The organism is Ursidibacter arcticus (assembly GCF_009761375.1).
GTDB classification, from domain to species: domain Bacteria; phylum Pseudomonadota; class Gammaproteobacteria; order Enterobacterales; family Pasteurellaceae; genus Ursidibacter; species Ursidibacter arcticus.
The window spans coordinates 1-16,859 of the sequence record NZ_LEKM01000133.1; the positions used below are offsets into that span (position 1 = coordinate 1).

Below are 16,859 nucleotides of genomic sequence, written 5' to 3' on the forward strand. Positions count from 1 at the left end.
ATACAACAAATTTGGGTTTGTCATCAGTCTGAGGGGAAATTAAATTTCCCCTTGATTTATCTATGATCTAGATTATTTTGCACAGCCACAAGTTTTTACTTTATCTTCAAAACGGCGTGCAGCTTCGTCCCAGTTTACAACGTTCCAGAATGCTTTGATGAAATCTGGACGGCGGTTTTGGTAGTTTAAGTAGTAAGCGTGTTCCCAAACATCTAAGCCTAAAATTGGGTAGCCAGAAACGCCTGCAACCTCTTTACCCATTAAAGGTGAATCTTGGTTAGCTGTTGAAACAACGGCTAATTTACCATCTTCTAATACTAACCACGCCCAGCCAGAGCCAAAACGTGTTGTTGCTGCTTTTTCAAATTCTGCTTGGAAGTTTTCAACTGAACCGAAATCACGCACGATAGCATCTTTTAACGCACCCGTTAAAGTTGTACCAGTTTTTAAACCTTTCCAGAATAAAGTGTGATTAACGTGCCCACCAACGTTATTACGCACTGCAACACGCTTTTCAGCAGGCACTTGAGATAAATCTTGGATTAACGAACCAGGGCACTGAGCTAATAACTCTGGGTGAGCTTCTAATGCCGCATTTGCATTGTTGATATATGCTTGGTGATGCTTAGAATGGTGAATTTCCATTGTTTTTGCATCAAAGTGTGGCTCTAACGCATCATAAGCGTAGCCTAATTCAGGTAATGTGTATGTCATTTTTAAATCCCTCAAAAATAATGTGTAAAATTTGAGTTAAAACTCACCGCTTATGCTATCAAAAAATGGACGCTGAATACATCATTTTTTGATCTAAAGCAAAAATGAACCAACAAATCACACTAAAAGCGTAGGGGCAGAGTTCTAATCCTGTGTTTGTATGAGAAAGAATAATTTACTCTTCCTTATTTCTCTCTTTGTTTAAGAATATAGAATAGAGATAAAATAGTACTTATTAGTAATATAACAATTATTTCCATATACAAAGAACCATCAATCAATGATTCTGATATATATGTAATCATTGGTATGATACTTAATGCAACCATTGTCACCATTGGTTTTACTTTTTGCATTCCTTTTTGTAGAAAATACATAGGTAATACCACGCCTAAAAATACAAGAGCAATCGTAAATGGTAAATCTATCTTATTGAGGTCAAAATCATAATATCCAAATATTAAAAAAGCAGAAGCTATCCAAGTAAGATGAAATCTATGTGCAAGGATAATATGAGGTGATATATCTGAAAGATCGTAACTTTTTATAGAAATCAATGCTGCTCCTAAAGCGGCTAAAATAGATAAAACACACCCTATTAAGGTTTTGTAAGACAATTCAGGACTTTGTATGAATAATGCTATAATTCCCAATAAAAGAATTAATAAAGGAAATAATAAGTTAATTGAGATTTTATTATTTTCCAAATTAGTACGGAAAGATAGTAATGCAACGCATAAAGGACCTGCAGCAGCTTCTAATAAAGCAGATATGGATGCAGGAATAAAAGATATGGATAAATAGAACCCTAAAAATGCAATAGCAGTATATATGTTTAAAGCAAATAGCTTATTTCCCATCCCTCTAGCTAGGACAAGACCTTTTCTTTTATAAATAAAAAAGTAGAGAATTGAGCAGGTCATAAAGGATAATGTAACAAAAAATAAAATTGACTCTGTATTTAAGTTTTTTGTTAAATATCCATAAGATATTGCTTGAAATAATACTGATATGATAATGAAGAATATATACATAGCTCTATTTAACCTTATTGCCAAGAAGATATATTTAATGCTATAAATTTCTAATTTAATTTGTAACAACTTATCAGTATAGAAACTAAATGAACAGAATAAAATGAAATATAAAATAACCTTTTTGCATAAAGATAAAAAAGGTTAGCCATACTAAATAAGATGCTACCGTATAATTCTCAGATTAATACAATATATTCTATTTAAATAACAGGGTGAGATCGCATTTTCTATCAATTTATGATCTGATAGTGATTTATATCTAATATCAATACAGGTTGTAAAATAAACATTTTCTATTTTTCCTAGAATTTATCCTTGAACTTGGCACGATTACACTAGAAAAAGCAGGGTATGAAAGGAAAACTCACTGCAACTAGTTGGCCTGATGAATTTAGAGATGAGTTATTGTTTAGTGTATAGATTGGAAAATGGGCAACATATTAGGTTGCCTTGAAAATGAACGGAATAAAAAATAGCCCATAGAATAAAATCTTATGAGCTATTTAATAAATATTATGCTAAAAGTAGATTACTGTTTTGTGATATCTTTGGCACCAAATCCACCAGTATATGTTTGGGTATTTCCTTTTATATCAAAGGTGCCACCAATTTCAGAAGCATCATTACCATAAAAAGATCCTTTGAAGGTGCCATTTGTGCCGCTTGCTGTCTTAACAGTACCTTCAAACATACTAGAATTTGCTTTCAAGGTTGATGTACCTGTTAAATCATAGTTACTCGAATAATCTTTTACGTCTATACCATCAAATCCTTTGGTTTCTATGGTTATGAAGGTAAGTTGTTTAGTTCCAAAATTTGCAACAAGTTCTGTATTTGCTACGATCTCACCACTACCAACAACCCGATTGTCATCTAAGGTAGCATCACCCATCGCTATACCACGATAAGTAATTTCACCTTCTTTTGGTAGTTCTTGGGTAGTTTGACCAATACTAACAAAACCATACTGATTGCCATCTTCGTTATAATAGCGACCAAAGGATTGATATTTCCAACCATTTAGATCATTATCTCTCAGATAAATTCCTGCTTTATCATTTCCAAAGTGTTTTACTCCTCCGTGTCCTTTGGCAATTGCATCTGGATGCTTTTTCAGAATATTCATACCAGTGTCTGAGTTGTCTTTATCAATATTTTGACTGTTTATTTGTTTAACAGGATTGGCTAAATTTAGCTCTTTTCCAGAAACTAATAATTTTTGAATACCTTGTTCATATTGTGCCACAGTCGCATTTCCTGCATCAGGTAGTTTTTGGACAGTTATACTAATTGATGCTTCTTGTGGTTTTGGTGAAGGGTTCTTGTTTTCTGTTGCAGGAGCTGTTTCAGCTCCCCCTGAATTTCCCATTGTTGATGAGCTTGAAGAGCTATTGTTTCCTGTTGTAGGAGTTGTTTCAGAATCTCCTGAATTTCCTGTTGTTGATGAGTTTGAAGAATTATTATTGTCTGTTGTGGTTGTTCCTGCCGCTACAGTAGTTCCTGCTGTAGATGCACCTGGATTGCCACTGTCATTAGATATACACGCTGTCATAAGACCACATAGAATAGCTATTGAACTATACTGAAATATTTTTAACATAGAAGATCCTTTACGTTTGTTACAAGATAATTTCAAAAAAGGTTACAAACTGCTACCATAGTAACCTTAGTGTTTAATACTAGGGTACGCTAGATAAAATAACCAACAACAAACTGTGTGGCTAATCCACTCAATTTGGGTATGGAAATAAATAAAAAGGGGTGAGGTGTGAGCGTTAATGAAAAAATTCGTATGGTGCGAGAAATGAACCAATGGTCGCAAGAAGAAATGGCGGAAAAAATGAATATGTCCACCAATGGTTATGCCAAAATTGAGCGGGGAGAGACTAAGTTAAATCTCCATAAATTAGAGCAGATTGCTCATATTTTTAATATTGATGTATTAGAGCTAATGAATACTGATGGGAAAGGCGTATTCTTTTTAATGAATGAAAATGGCAATAATACAAACTACTGTGGAAATAATGAAAATCTAACCGCTGAAATTGATAAACTCAAACTGATCATTTCTCACAAAGATGAAATTGTGGCACAAAAAAATGCGGAAATTTTGGCGTTAAAAGAGATCATTGAATTATTAAAACAAAAATAGCGATTTTTTGTAAAAATATATTGACAAAGCAATCGTTTTCGCCCATTCTTCTAGCCGTTTTCACTCTGAGTTAGAGAGATTAAGATGAACCGTTTAACAACTATTACCACAACGATTATTACCATTATGTGCCAACATAGTGCGGGTGTTCGTGGTTAGAAAACGGAAGGAATAAAACGAGAGAACCCGCTAAATAAGCGGGTTTTTTTATATCTTTTTTTGCAAACATTTAACTTTTATTCAATCAGGAGAAACTATGCGAGTTCTAAAATTTGGAGGCACTTCTTTAGCCAATGCTGAACGCTTTATGCAAGCTGCCGATATTATCGAAAAAGCCCATTTAAGCGACCAAGCAGCAGGTGTTCTTTCCGCTCCAGCCAAAATCACTAACCATCTCGTAGCCATCGTTGATAAAGCCCAAGCAGGCGAATCCTACCAATCCCACCTTACTGAAGCTAATGAAATTTTTGATAACATTATCAATGGTTTATATGCAGTTAATAACAAATTTGATCGTGAAGGATTGGCTCAATTTATTCAAGCAGAATTAGCGGATATTTGCCGTATTGCTGATGAAGCGGCTAAAAATAAATTCTGCCCAGATAACGTGAGTGCAACGGTGCATAGTCGTGGGGAAAAATTATCGATTGCGATGATGAAAGGCTGGTTTGAAGCAAAAGGTTATGAAGTTACTCGCATTGATCCTGTTGAGAAATTATTAGCTAATGGTAGCTATTTAGAGTCATCAGTGGATATTGCAGAATCAACTAAGCGTGTTGATGCTGGCTCAATTCCTAAGAAAAATGTGGTGTTGATGGCTGGCTTTACCGCAGGGAATGATAAAGGAGAACTTGTTTTACTTGGTCGTAACGGTTCTGATTATTCTGCTGCTTGTTTAGCAGCTTGCTTAAAAGCGGATATTTGTGAAATTTGGACGGACGTTGATGGGGTTTATACTTGTGATCCACGTTTAGTACCTGATGCAATCTGTTTAGAATCAATGAGTTATCAAGAAGCGATGGAGCTTTCTTACTTCGGTGCAAAAGTTATTCACCCTCGCACGATTGGTCCATTAGTGCCATTACAAATTCCTTGTTTAATTAAAAATACGGGGAACCCTGATGGCAAAGGCACTATCATTGATGGCAATGTGGCAAATGATGGTTTAAAAGTAAAAGGTATTACGAATTTAGATAATGTCGCAATGTTTAATGTGTCGGGTTCTGGTATGCAAGGAATGGTGGGAATGGCGGCTCGTGTCTTCTCAACAATGTCAGAAGCGGGTATTTCCGTCATTTTAATTACACAATCTTCTTCGGAATATAGCATTAGTTTCTGTGTGCCTGTTAAATCTGCAGAAAAAGCCCTTTCAGCATTAAACCAAACCTTTGCTCAAGAGTTAAAAGAAGGGTTATTAGATCCTGTTGAAGTGATTAAAGATCTTTCTGTTGTTTCTGTGGTAGGCGATGGTATGCGTACGGCGAAAGGTATTGCTGCTCGTTTCTTCTCTGCATTGGCACAAGCGAATATCAGTATTGTTGCGATTGCACAAGGTTCTTCAGAGCGTTCAATTTCGGCGGTTGTTCCGTTAAATAAAGCGATTGAAGCAGTTAAAGCAACTCACCAAGCACTTTTTAATAATAAAAAAGTGGTTGATATTTTCCTCGTGGGTGTTGGTGGTGTTGGCGGAGAGCTAATCGAACAGGTAAAGCAACAAAAGGAGTATTTAGCAAAGAAGGATATTGAAATTCGCGTATGTGCATTAGCCAACTCGAATAAAATGTTACTGAATGAAAATGGCTTAAATTTAGATAACTGGAAAAGTGATTTAGAATCTGCAACTCAGCCATCAGATTTTGATGTGTTACTTTCATTTATCAAATTGCACCACGTTGTAAACCCTGTATTTGTTGATTGTACTACGGCTCAATCGGTAGCTAATTTATATGCTCGTGCGTTAAAAGAAGGTTTCCACGTCGTTACGCCAAACAAAAAAGCAAACACTTCAAGCTATGCTTATTATCAAGAAATGCGTGAAAATGCTCGTCAAAGTCAGCATAAATTCTTATATGAAACTAACGTTGGTGCAGGCTTACCTGTTATTGAAAACCTACAAAACTTACTTGCCGCAGGCGATGAAGTAGAGAAGTTTGAAGGTATTCTTTCAGGTTCACTTTCATTTATTTTCGGTAAATTGGAAGAAGGTTTAACGCTTTCACAAGCGACATTGATTGCGAAAGAGAAAGGTTTTACCGAGCCTGATCCACGAGATGATCTGTCTGGTCAAGATGTGGCTCGTAAATTACTTATTTTGGCTCGTGAAACGGGCTTATCATTAGAACTTGATGATATTGAAGTAGAAGGCGTATTACCACAAGGCTTTGCTGAAGGGAAAACTACCGCAGAGTTTTTAGCAGAATTACCAAATTTAGATGCTGAATTTGCAAAACGTGTTGAGAAAGCAACCGCTTCGGGTAATGTTTTACGTTATGTAGGTGTGATTGAAAATGGTAAATGCAAAGTCGCTATCAAAGAAGTTGATGAAAATGATCCTCTCTATAAAGTGAAAAATGGTGAAAATGCCCTTGCATTCTACACACGTTATTACAACCCAATTCCACTTTTATTGCGTGGTTATGGTGCAGGGAATAGTGTAACTGCGGCAGGGATTTTTGCAGACATTCTGCGTACATTACACGGGGGAGCAAACTAATGGTATTGCGTATTTATGCACCAGCATCAAGTGCAAATTTAAGCGTAGGTTTTGACTCTTTAGGTACAGCAATTTCACCGATTGATGGCTCATTATTGGGCGATGTGGTGCAAATTGAAGAATCGGATCAGCCATTTGAATTAGAAAGTGTTGGCTATTTTGTGCGTAAATTGCCAAAAGAGCCACAAAAAAACATTGTTTACCAAGCCTATGTGCTTTTTAGTGAGCGTTTAAAATTGCGTGGTGGCGAAGTCAAAAAACTTCGCTTAACCTTGGAAAAAAATATGCCAATCGGTTCGGGTTTAGGTTCAAGTGCTTGTTCTATTGTGGCGGCACTTGTGGCATTAAATCAGTTCCACGCAGAACCGTTCTCTAAAATGGAATTATTGGAAATGATGGGAGAACTTGAAGGGCGTATTTCAGGTTCTATCCACTATGATAATGTTGCTCCTTGTTACTTAGGCGGTTTGCAGTTAATGACACAATCACTAGGTAATATTTGCCAGCCATTACCTTTCTTTGATGAGTGGTATTGGGTGCTAGCTTACCCAGGGATTGAAGTTTCTACCGCTGAAGCAAGAGCAATTTTGCCAAAAAGCTATACTCGTCAAGATGTCATTTCCCAAGCTCGCTACTTGGGGAGCTTTGTTCACGCTTGCCATTCTAGACAAGCACAGCTTGCGGCATTGATGATGAAAGATTTAGTGGCAGAACCGTATCGTGAGGCTTTATTGCCAAACTTCCCAGAAGTTCGCCAAGGTTGTAAAGACTTAGGTGCGTTAGCCGTTGGTATCTCAGGCTCAGGCCCAACAATGTTTGCCATTGCTCCTGATCTTGCTCACGCACAAAAACTATATAGTTACCTTGAAAGCAATTACCTACAAAATAATGAAGGATTTATTCATATTTGTAAGGTGGATAATCAAGGAGCAAGAGCCATAGGCTAGTCTGATTAGGTATGCTAAGCGGTGAGTTTTTGTAAAAGTTTTACCAAAACGGTGTAATAGACAAAATAAAAATAGTTGCTAACAACATAAGAAAAATATTATTAGCAACTATTTTGTTCATTACACCATTAAAAGTGGGTTTGTTTTTGGTATTTTTGTCTCGCTCTGCACGTTAAATCATCACCGCATACTGTAGAAGATTAAGCCTTTAGTGCGATACCAGAGGTTTATCAGCTGTCTGGTTATTTTTTATTTTTAAGATGTGCCACTTTTTGTGAACGATAGATTGCATTGATTGCGTGAACTAATGCTCTTGCAGATGACTCAACAATATCGGTCGCTAAACCAACACCGTGGAATCGGCGTCCTTGATGTTCTACTACAATATCAACTTGCCCTAATGCTTCAGCCCCTTCACCTTTTGCGGTTAAATGGTAGTTGAGCATTTTGATCTCCATTCCAGTAATTTTGAGAATTGCATTAAATGTTGCATCAACAGGGCCGTTCCCCCCTTGTGATACTTCGCTTAAACGTTGTCCGTCTAATTCAACTTGTACAAAGGCAGAAGCAGGTAAGCCACTGATAAGCTGTGATGTAATAACATCTAATTTCAAGCGTTCTTCATCGCCTTGTTGCATATCAATAAAAGCAAGTGCTTCCAAGTCGTAATCGAAAACCTGTCCTTTCTTATCAGCAAGTTTTAAGAAAGCTTCATATAATTTATCTAAATCGTAATCGCTCTCTTTGTAACCCATTTCTTCCATATGGTTTTTAACCGCAGCACGTCCAGAGCGAGCGGTAAGATTGAGTTTTTCTTTCTTCAAACCAATTGTTTCTGGCGACATAATCTCATAGGTATTTTTGTTCTTCACCATTCCATCTTGGTGGATACCTGATGAGTGAGCGAAAGCATTTGAGCCGACAATTGCTTTATTCGGTTGAATAGGCATATTACAAAGTTGGCTAACCATTTGGCTTACACGATGGATTTCTTGCGTATTAATGCGGGTGTCTAAGCCGTTGAACATATCTTGGCGGGTTTTGATAGCCATTACCACTTCTTCTAATGCGGTATTGCCTGCTCGTTCACCAATACCGTTAATAGTACATTCAATTTGTCTTGCTCCGTTTTGTATTGCGGTAAGTGAGTTAGCGGTTGCCATACCTAAGTCGTTGTGACAGTGAACGGAAATCACCGCTTTATCAATATTTGGAACACGATTCATTACGTTCGCAATAATATCACCATATTGATAAGGTAAGCAGTAACCAACGGTATCAGGAATATTAACAGTGGTTGCTCCTGCGTTAATAGCCGCTTCAACTACTCGACAAATGTTATCTACCCCAGTGCGTCCTGCGTCTTCACAAGAAAATTCAACATCATCGGTATAGCGTCTGGCACGTTTAACCGCATTAACCGCCATCTCTAATACGTCATCAAAACTACGGCGAAGTTTAGCTTCAACGTGCAATGCAGAGGTTGCAATAAAGGTGTGAATACGGAAGGCTTCAGCTACTTTTAAGGCCTCGGCTGCTACGTCAATATCTTTATCCACTGCACGAGATAACGCACATACTCGGCTATTTTTAATATGGCGAGCAATGGTTTGTACCGACTCAAAATCACCCGATGATGAAACTGGGAAACCAACTTCCATTACATCAACGCCTAAACGCTCTAGAGCAAGGGCGATTTGTAGCTTTTCTTTTACGGTTAAACTTGCTTTTAATGATTGTTCGCCATCGCGTAAAGTGGTATCGAAAATAATAATGTTGTTGCTCATCGGATAATCCTCTCTTTGAATTAAGTCTCTTTTACAGATAAAAAAACCCGCATTTTAACGTGCGGGCTAAGTGTGGATAGTGAACTTTTTCTCCTACCGAATCTTATCCTCGCACAGAATGCGTGAGAAGTAGAGTCAGGTTAAGAGAAAGAAGTTTCATCATTGTGTGTTTTATGTTTGCATTAGTTATTCGGAAATCGAGTGGTATATTAACCTGATATGGAGCGAAGTCAATAGCATTTTATGCTATAAGCAAACGGTTGCTTGCAGAATAATTGCACTTTATTTGGGTTAAAATCTTGTGTTTATTTTGTTTATTGGTTTTTTATACTTTAATGTTCTATCTTTACCAAAATAAAAAAGGCGTTTTGGAGTAAAACTTAATCTTTAATATAAATAGATTGATCTACTATTTTTTATACAGATTACCTATTTCAGCGATTTTCTTTTGATGTTAAATCATAAATTTGTTAGCCTTTTACCCATTATTTCTTGGGTTAAGGATCTTCTATGTATAAACCTTTTCGTGCAATTATTTCTGATTTAGATGGAACATTACTCAATCGAGATCATAAAATTGGGCAATTTACGATTGAAACACTGGAAAAGCTGGCTAAGCAGGGAGTAGATATTTATCTAGCAACAGGACGTAATTACCCAGATGTTAAACAAATTATTAGTAAGGTAAATGTGCAAGATGCAATGCTTGTTACCTCAAACGGTGCAAGAGCAAACAATTTAGCGGGAGAACAATTAGCTAGCTACTATTTACCCGAAAATTTAGCATTTGAAATAATGACAAAGACACCTTTTGATAAGCAAATGGTATGTTTAAATAGCTATCAAGGCGATGAATGGTTTATCAACGTAGATGTTGAGCAGCTACGAAAATACCATCAAGACTCAGGATTTATGTATCAGGTTGTTGATTTTAATCAGCATCACGCAAAGCAGACAGAAAAGATTTTCTTTATTGGTCGAAATCCAGAGTGCTTACTTCCTGTCGAACAGCATATTCAGCAAACCTACGGTGAATTGGTTCAAATGACTTATTCCACACCACAATGCCTAGAAATTATGGCAAAAGGTGTATGCAAAGCAAATACATTGAAAGAATTAGTAAAATTAAAAGGATATGAACTCTCCGATTGTATCTCTTTTGGTGATGGAATGAATGATGTTGAAATGCTTGCTTTGGCAGGGAAAGGCTGTGTGATGGGCAATGCTGACTCTCGTTTAAAACAACGCTTACCCAATAATGAAGTGATTGGGAGTAATAAGGACGAGGCAGTGGCGAGCTACATTCGAGCTATTTTTGGGCTACGTTAATAGTTAAAGAAATCATCCTCCCCAAAGTGCCTATTCTAAAAGTTATGAAAAATACGAAACAGAGAGGTGAGAAAATTAAAATTATTATACTAAGATTACATTTGTAAATTAGTGTAATCATCTTGAGTGTATTAAATAATAGATAATTAAACTAGTTATCCTTTATTTTAAAGTCTTTTTATCTATTATTGTAATTTTATTTCTTATTCTATTTTATTTTAAACTATTTACTTTAATCAAATTATTCGGCATATTGCACCTCATTGCGAATATTTCGCAATTACCATTAATTTTTATATTTTCTTGAGGGCTTTATTGTGTCTGATATTCAATCATCTAATGCATCAAGCAGAGAAACCTTCTCTGGACGTGGTGCATTTATTTTGGCGGCTATTGGCTCTGCTGTCGGTTTAGGTAATATTTGGCGTTTTCCATATGTTACTTATGATAACGGTGGTGGTGCATTTATTATTCCTTATCTCATTGCACTATTAACAGCAGGTATTCCATTACTATTCTTAGATTATGCACTAGGGCATAAATATCGTGGTTCTGCACCACTTGCTTTTCGCCGTTTTAATAAGAGCTTTGAAACTTTCGGCTGGTGGCAAGTTTTAATCAATGTCATCATCGGTATTTACTATGCAGTGATTCTTGGTTGGGCCGCGTGTTATACCTATTACTCTTTAAATAGTGCTTGGGGAGCAGACCCTGCAAGTTTCTTCTTTAAAGAGTACTTACAAATGGCAGAGGGTGTGTCTGTTGGCTTTGACTTTGTGGGTACTGTGGCAGGGCCTCTTGTTGCAGTATGGATCGCAGTTTTAGCTATCTTAGCCTTGGGCGTACAAAAAGGAATTGGTAAATCATCAGCTCTATTTATGCCACTATTAACCATTATGTTTGTGGTATTAGTGATTACGGCGCTTTTCTTACCTGGTGCAGAGAAAGGTTTAGATGCTTTATTTACACCAAACTGGGAAAAACTAAAAGAACCTAGCGTATGGATTGCAGCTTATGGTCAAATTTTCTTTTCTCTTTCAATCTGCTTTGGGATTATGATCACTTACGCCTCTTACTTAAAGAGAAAAACAGATTTAACAGGTTCTGGTTTAGTGGTTGGTTTTGCAAATAGTAGCTTTGAATTATTAGCGGGTATTGGTGTATTTGCGGCTCTTGGCTTTATGGCTGCTGCTGGTGGTAAAGAAGTGAGTGAAGTTGCTACATCTGGTATTGGTTTAGCCTTTATTGCTTTCCCTGCAATTATTGACCAAGCACCATTTGGTTCAGCAATCGGTGTGCTATTCTTCGGTTCGTTACTCTTTGCAGGTATTACTTCTTTGGTATCGGTGTTAGAAGTAATTATCGCTGCGGTACAAGATAAATTACAACTTGGGCGTGTGAAATCAACTTTAGTTGTAGGTATTCCAATGGCGATTATTTCTATCGCGTTATTTGGTACAACGACAGGTTTACCTGTGTTAGATGTGTTAGATAAATTCGTAAATAGCTTTGGTATTGTTGCTGTGGCATTCTTCTCTATTGTCGCTATCGCATTTAGCAAGAAACTATCTGTTTTATCAGAGCACATCAATCAAACTTCATCATATAAACTAGGTACTGCTTGGCGTATTGTTGTTGGCGTTGTAACACCAATCGTATTAGGTTATATGTTATTTAGTGAAGTATATAAAGTAATTACTGAAGGATACGAAGGCTATCCAACTTGGTTTGTCAATACATTTGGTTGGGGAATGGCGATTGGTTTAGTTGTGATTGCTTTCGTTCTTTCTCGTCTTGAATGGAAAAATGAAACAAAATTTGAGGAGCATAACTAATGAGTGGTAGTGCAATTATTATGATGTCAGCAGCCCTAATTATTATTTGGGGTGGTTTATTCATCTCGGTCGCTCGTTTACCTAAAGAATAATTGGTAAAACGTTGAGTAAAAATAACCGCTTGTGGTTCTTTCTATAAGCGGTTATTTTTTTAACCTTGTCTAAATAAGCTAAAAAAAGCTAGAATGGTAGATCTGTTTCGTTCTAAGCATAAAGGAAATAATATGAAATTCATAAAATCTCTACTCATTATCTCGCTTTCTATATTTACTAGCTATTCAGTGCAAGCAAACACAAATAGCACTAAAAAAACTCAACAACAGTCTCAAGCATTAAAGCGTTTTTCTGACTCAATCTCTTTGAGATTTATGAGTATTGATTTAAAAGAAGATAAGCAATCTACAGTGAGTTTTAATTATATACTAGAGAATAAGTCAAAAAGAACCATCAGTCAGGTACACTGGGCAACAACTTATTTTCATAAAGATAAACCTATTTTAGTACAAAATGTGCCTGTCTCGATTAAAGGTGGATTAAAGCCTAAAAAAGGAATTCCTTTAGAGTTTTCTCTCCCGTTTAAAGAATTACCTAAAGAAGCACAAAGTGCATTATCTATTCAAGGTGCTAAAATTACAGCACAATTCCAAGCCAAAAAAATTGTTTTTTCTAATGGTTCGAAAATTGAAGTTAAATAATATTACCGCCTAGAAATAGCAAACGTTTGCGTAAATTGGTATAATTCGCCAGTTTTCTATTTATTTTACAGGATTCTTCTATGCAAATTAGTCTTAAAAAAATCTATTCAGGAAAAGTACGTGATCTCTATGAAATTGATGATAAACGTATGTTAATGGTGGCAACTGACCGCTTGTCTGCTTTTGATGTTATTTTAGATGATCCTATTCCTCGTAAAGGTGAAATTCTTACCCAAATTTCAAATTTTTGGTTTAATAAACTTTCACACATTATGCCAAATCATTTTACGGGTGATTCTGTTTTTGATGTTCTGCCAAAAGAAGAAGCAGAAGCAATTCAACATCGTGCAGTAGTATGTAAGCGTTTAACACCTGTAAAAATTGAATCAATCGTGCGTGGCTATTTAACTGGAAGTGGCTTAAAAGACTACAAACAAACAGGCACTATTTGTGGATTGGCTTTACCTGAAGGGCTAGTTGAAGCAAGCAAATTACCACAACCGATTTTTACGCCATCGAGCAAAGCAGAAGTTGGCGACCACGATATCAATATCAGCTATGAAGAGTGTGAGCGCCAAATCGGTGCTGAACTTGCTGAACAAGTGAAAAAAGCAGCATTGGCTCTTTATACTGAAGCGGCAGAATATGCATTAACGAAGGGTATCATTATCTGTGATACCAAATTTGAATTTGGCTTAGATGAAGATGGGGCTTTAACGTTAATGGATGAAGTATTAACGCCAGATTCTAGCCGTTTTTGGTCTGTGGATACTTATCAAGAAGGTACAAATCCACCATCATTTGATAAACAATTTGTGCGTGATTGGTTAGAAAATAGTGGTTGGAATAAACAAGCACCAGCGCCAAAAGTGCCTGCTGATGTAATTGAAAAGACAGTAGCAAAATACCAAGAAGCGTTGGATTTATTAACAAAGTAGCAGTTATAGATATTCTCTGAAAAATTAAAAGGATTGAGTCCTGTGCAATATAGAACTCAATCCTTGAATTAAATCAGTCTGATTTTGTAAAAATTTAAGAAAATTTGACCGCTTTTCTTATCTATTCTGTCCTTTCTCAATCTCAGGCAAAGTGGTTTCTAACCAATCAACCAGTTCATACAATTTATCTGCGGCAGTTTGACCAAAAGGTGTCAAGCTATATTCAACGTGGGGTGGTACAGTTTGAAAATCTTGACGGTGAATCATTTTATCCTGTTCTAAATATTGCAAGGTTTGCGACAGCATACGCTCGCTCATTCCATCAATTTCTTTACGCAATTCACTGAAACGCTTAGTGCCTTGACGTAAAATCACTAAAATCAGCACGCCCCATTTGCTTGTAATATGTTGCAAAATAGCTCTTGATGGGCAGGCTGAAGCCATTACATTGCCTTTTTCATAAATTTTTTCAGAATAAATTTCGTTATTTTTCATAGTGTTAAGTTTTTTCTCTCAATTATTTTCATACTTACAAATTTGTAAGTACTTCCCAAAAGTAAGTTTGATGAGCATAATACGCCACATCAGCCAATTTGGCAAATTGTTAATTTAACTTAATAGAAGGAAACCAAAATGAAAAAAATCGCAGTTATCGGTGCAACAGGCTTAGTAGGCAATGCCGTTGTTGCAGAGTTGGCAGAACGTGGGCATAGTGTTATCGCTTTTGCTCGTAACGTTGATAAAGTTATCAAGCACGACAACGTACAAGCGGTGGCTTTTGATGTGAATAATGCGGATTTTGCCAAGCAATTAGTGGGCGTTGATGTGGTGGTGTCCGCCTATAATCCAGGTTGGACGAACCCAAACTATGTCGCTGATTTTAAACAAAGTTATGCGTCTATCCTAACTGCCATCAAAACCGCCCAAGTGCCTTATGCTCTGATTGTCGGTGGGGCAGGTAGCTTGTATGTCGCTCCTAACTTGCAACTGGTGGATACGCCTGATTTTCCTGCCGATGTCTATGCAGGGGCGAATGCGGCTCGTGAGTTATTGACGGAGCTTAAAGAACGCAATGACATCAACTGGGCGTTCATCTCCCCTGCGGCGATGTTTGCAGTCAATCCTGTGTATTTTGATAAAACTGGCAAATACCGCTTAGGCACAGATGATGTGCTGATGAATACCGATGGCACACCTGCTGATATTAGCGTGCCTGATTTGGCGGTGGCGATAGCTGATGATGTGGAAAATCAAGCTCATCTGCACAAGCGTTTTACGGTGGCAAGCCTGTAATTTGAATGAAATAAGCGGTGGGATTTGTCCTGATTTTTGCAATTACACCGAGTTTTTGTAAAAGTTTTACCAAAACTTACCGCTTTATTTTTAGCTAACCAATCTATAATCTCTTTACTATAGCCCTGATTTTGCCCATTGTGCCAAAGGAAGAGGTAATTTATCCGACCACATTCTTTGCCATAATAAACCCAGTAATTCTTGTCTAAGATGAACTCTTATGACTGGGTAGGTTTCTGGTTGGATAGCAAGCCATTTACCATTTTGCTGTTTCGCAACAATAAAACGGAAATTAAATTGCCCTGCCATACCCATTCTTACATCGCTTACTACAAGATGATCACCAATTTGCTCATAATGAAGCCAATCTTTGGTAAACCATTTTAAGCGTTGAGTTTCAGGTGAAATAGGGAGAATTTGTGATGCAAATTCTAAATTTAAAGGTATTTTTATCCATTCCATTTCAGCTTTTTTATCTAACCAGCCGCTGACACCATCATATAAATTACCTTGTTTATCCACCGCAATAACACGCCAAAGTAACGTATTAAATGGCGTGGGTGTGGCAAGCACTTTCTCAACTTCTACACCTTGAGTACTTAAAACATTGCTAAAGCGATGTTCATGATAAAAACGTCCTATAAAGCCTGTTCCGAAATAAACAAAACCAAAAATGAGTGCAACATTTAACGCTTTAATTGATTTTGCATTCATTTTCTTTAATAACGCCCAAAGGCAAGTGAAAACGAGTGGCAAGGTGTAAATTGGGTCGATAATAAATACCGTAGACCATACCTCTGGAGAAATAGGGAGTGGCCAGAAAAGCTGTGTGCCATACACTGTCATTGCATCAATAATTGGATGCGTAACCAATGCAAGCGTTATGGTCAAAAATAACCGTAAAAATGAGAAAGGGCGTTCAGATTTTAATTTGAACGTGAGCCAAGTTATCACAAATGCCAATGTGGTTAGCACAAAAATTGAGTGGCTAAAACCACGATGATAAGTCATTGATGAGATAGGATCAGCATAAGAAATAAAGACATCGAGATCAGGTAGAGTACCGAGTAAACCGCCATATAATAACGCTTTCCTACCTTGATATTTCCCCATTCCTACGCCTTGCACTGCAGCACCAAGCACAAACTGAGTAACTGAATCCATATTTTTCCTTTTTGTTATTTACGAAAACGAGCATTTTGTCGGGAAATAGGATGAAATACAATAAAAAAGCGGATTTTTACATCTACTTCTGATAGTTGGTATTTATGGACATCAGTATATCACCCACTGCTACGTAAAAAATATTTTAGGATTGGATATATCAGATTATTGACAAAGTCTTTTTTCATTCGGACGCCAGCGTGGCGTCCCTACAAGGAAGATTATAACCAATTGAAAAATAACAGATTTTATTTT

At 36.8% G+C, this 16,859-nt stretch carries 16 protein-coding genes; 10 read left to right on the plus strand and 6 right to left on the minus strand.

What is annotated here, in order from left to right; translation table 11 throughout:
• Positions 1-72: 72 nt before the first annotated feature.
• The 3 genes from sodA to A1D25_RS05315 form a co-directional block, all read right to left on the minus strand.
• Complete coding sequence (gene sodA / locus A1D25_RS05305; protein WP_157394657.1) at positions 73-714, minus strand: superoxide dismutase [Mn]; 642 nt, start codon at positions 712-714, stop codon at positions 73-75.
• 185 nt (positions 715-899) lie between these two features.
• Positions 900-1,637: a hypothetical protein gene (locus A1D25_RS05310; RefSeq protein WP_157394658.1), complete on the minus strand. Its 738-nt coding sequence runs from the start codon at positions 1,635-1,637 to the stop codon at positions 900-902.
• Positions 1,638-2,280: 643 nt separating this feature from the next.
• Entirely contained in the window at positions 2,281-3,351 is a 1,071-nt protein-coding gene (locus tag A1D25_RS05315; protein ID WP_157394659.1) for a transferrin-binding protein-like solute binding protein, read from the minus strand.
• A gap of 168 nt (positions 3,352-3,519) precedes the next feature.
• On the opposite strand from A1D25_RS05315, the gene A1D25_RS05320 reads away from it, so the two are divergent.
• The 3 genes from A1D25_RS05320 to thrB all read left to right on the plus strand — a co-directional run bounded on the left by A1D25_RS05320 (position 3,520) and on the right by thrB (position 7,563).
• The gene (locus A1D25_RS05320) at positions 3,520-3,903 is read left to right on the plus strand and encodes a helix-turn-helix domain-containing protein (protein WP_157394660.1); all 384 of its coding nucleotides are present in this window, start codon (positions 3,520-3,522) and stop codon (positions 3,901-3,903) included.
• Positions 3,904-4,159: 256 nt separating this feature from the next.
• The gene (gene thrA / locus A1D25_RS05325; RefSeq protein WP_157394661.1) at positions 4,160-6,616 is read left to right on the plus strand and encodes a bifunctional aspartate kinase/homoserine dehydrogenase I; all 2,457 of its coding nucleotides are present in this window, start codon (positions 4,160-4,162) and stop codon (positions 6,614-6,616) included.
• The gene (thrB, locus tag A1D25_RS05330) at positions 6,616-7,563 is read left to right on the plus strand and encodes a homoserine kinase (protein ID WP_157394662.1); all 948 of its coding nucleotides are present in this window, start codon (positions 6,616-6,618) and stop codon (positions 7,561-7,563) included. Before thrA ends, thrB begins: the two co-directional genes overlap by 1 nt.
• Positions 7,564-7,805: 242 nt before the next feature.
• Here the strand turns inward: thrB and leuA are convergent, their stop codons facing one another.
• Complete coding sequence (leuA, locus tag A1D25_RS05335) at positions 7,806-9,350, minus strand: 2-isopropylmalate synthase (protein ID WP_157394663.1); 1,545 nt, start codon at positions 9,348-9,350, stop codon at positions 7,806-7,808.
• A 510-nt stretch (positions 9,351-9,860) separates the two neighbouring features.
• On the opposite strand from leuA, the gene A1D25_RS05340 reads away from it, so the two are divergent.
• The 6 genes from A1D25_RS05340 (at position 9,861) to A1D25_RS11255 (ending at position 14,219) form a co-directional block, all read left to right on the plus strand.
• Positions 9,861-10,679 carry a Cof-type HAD-IIB family hydrolase gene (locus A1D25_RS05340; RefSeq protein ID WP_157394664.1) on the plus strand — a complete coding sequence of 273 codons (819 nt, stop codon included), beginning with the start codon at positions 9,861-9,863 and terminating at the stop codon, positions 10,677-10,679.
• Between the two features lie 326 nt (positions 10,680-11,005).
• Positions 11,006-12,514 (plus strand): sodium-dependent transporter, encoded by a 1,509-nt coding sequence (locus tag A1D25_RS05345; protein ID WP_157394671.1) that lies wholly within the window; start codon positions 11,006-11,008, stop codon positions 12,512-12,514.
• Entirely contained in the window at positions 12,514-12,606 is a 93-nt protein-coding gene (locus A1D25_RS05350; protein WP_157394665.1) for a methionine/alanine import family NSS transporter small subunit, read from the plus strand. The genes A1D25_RS05345 and A1D25_RS05350 overlap by 1 nt, the downstream gene beginning before the upstream one ends.
• 132 nt (positions 12,607-12,738) lie before the next feature.
• Entirely contained in the window at positions 12,739-13,209 is a 471-nt protein-coding gene (locus tag A1D25_RS05355) for a hypothetical protein (protein ID WP_157394666.1), read from the plus strand.
• 80 nt (positions 13,210-13,289) lie between these two features.
• Complete coding sequence (locus A1D25_RS05360; protein ID WP_157394667.1) at positions 13,290-14,147, plus strand: phosphoribosylaminoimidazolesuccinocarboxamide synthase; 858 nt, start codon at positions 13,290-13,292, stop codon at positions 14,145-14,147.
• A gap of 9 nt (positions 14,148-14,156) precedes the next feature.
• A complete protein-coding gene (locus tag A1D25_RS11255; protein WP_157394672.1) occupies positions 14,157-14,219 on the plus strand; it encodes an IS3 family transposase in 63 nt (20 codons plus the stop codon).
• A 45-nt stretch (positions 14,220-14,264) separates the two neighbouring features.
• Here A1D25_RS11255 and A1D25_RS05370 read toward each other — a convergent pair whose 3' ends face one another.
• Positions 14,265-14,642, minus strand: coding sequence for a winged helix-turn-helix transcriptional regulator (locus A1D25_RS05370; protein ID WP_157394668.1), 378 nt, complete (start codon positions 14,640-14,642; stop codon positions 14,265-14,267).
• A 138-nt stretch (positions 14,643-14,780) separates the two neighbouring features.
• Between A1D25_RS05370 and A1D25_RS05375 the strand changes: the two genes are divergently transcribed.
• A complete protein-coding gene (locus A1D25_RS05375) occupies positions 14,781-15,440 on the plus strand; it encodes an NAD(P)-dependent oxidoreductase (RefSeq protein ID WP_157394669.1) in 660 nt (219 codons plus the stop codon).
• Positions 15,441-15,557: 117 nt separating this feature from the next.
• Here the strand turns inward: A1D25_RS05375 and A1D25_RS05380 are convergent, their stop codons facing one another.
• Entirely contained in the window at positions 15,558-16,604 is a 1,047-nt protein-coding gene (locus tag A1D25_RS05380; RefSeq protein WP_157394670.1) for a metal-dependent hydrolase, read from the minus strand.
• Positions 16,605-16,859 lie beyond the last annotated feature (255 nt).

Excerpts from the sequence above, each read along its gene's own strand:
- sodA (WP_157394657.1), bottom strand. The coding sequence starts at position 714 with ATGACATACACATTACCTGAATTAGGCTACGCTTATGATGCGTTAGAG.
- A1D25_RS05310 (WP_157394658.1), bottom strand. The coding sequence starts at position 1,637 with ATGACCTGCTCAATTCTCTACTTTTTTATTTATAAAAGAAAAGGTCTT.
- A1D25_RS05315 (WP_157394659.1), bottom strand. The coding sequence starts at position 3,351 with ATGTTAAAAATATTTCAGTATAGTTCAATAGCTATTCTATGTGGTCTT.
- thrA (WP_157394661.1), top strand. The coding sequence starts at position 4,160 with ATGCGAGTTCTAAAATTTGGAGGCACTTCTTTAGCCAATGCTGAACGC.
- thrB (WP_157394662.1), top strand. The coding sequence starts at position 6,616 with ATGGTATTGCGTATTTATGCACCAGCATCAAGTGCAAATTTAAGCGTA.
- leuA (WP_157394663.1), bottom strand. The coding sequence starts at position 9,350 with ATGAGCAACAACATTATTATTTTCGATACCACTTTACGCGATGGCGAA.
- A1D25_RS05340 (WP_157394664.1), top strand. The coding sequence starts at position 9,861 with ATGTATAAACCTTTTCGTGCAATTATTTCTGATTTAGATGGAACATTA.
- A1D25_RS05350 (WP_157394665.1), top strand. The coding sequence starts at position 12,514 with ATGAGTGGTAGTGCAATTATTATGATGTCAGCAGCCCTAATTATTATT.
- A1D25_RS05355 (WP_157394666.1), top strand. The coding sequence starts at position 12,739 with ATGAAATTCATAAAATCTCTACTCATTATCTCGCTTTCTATATTTACT.
- A1D25_RS05360 (WP_157394667.1), top strand. The coding sequence starts at position 13,290 with ATGCAAATTAGTCTTAAAAAAATCTATTCAGGAAAAGTACGTGATCTC.
- A1D25_RS05370 (WP_157394668.1), bottom strand. The coding sequence starts at position 14,642 with ATGAAAAATAACGAAATTTATTCTGAAAAAATTTATGAAAAAGGCAAT.
- A1D25_RS05375 (WP_157394669.1), top strand. The coding sequence starts at position 14,781 with ATGAAAAAAATCGCAGTTATCGGTGCAACAGGCTTAGTAGGCAATGCC.
- A1D25_RS05380 (WP_157394670.1), bottom strand. The coding sequence starts at position 16,604 with ATGGATTCAGTTACTCAGTTTGTGCTTGGTGCTGCAGTGCAAGGCGTA.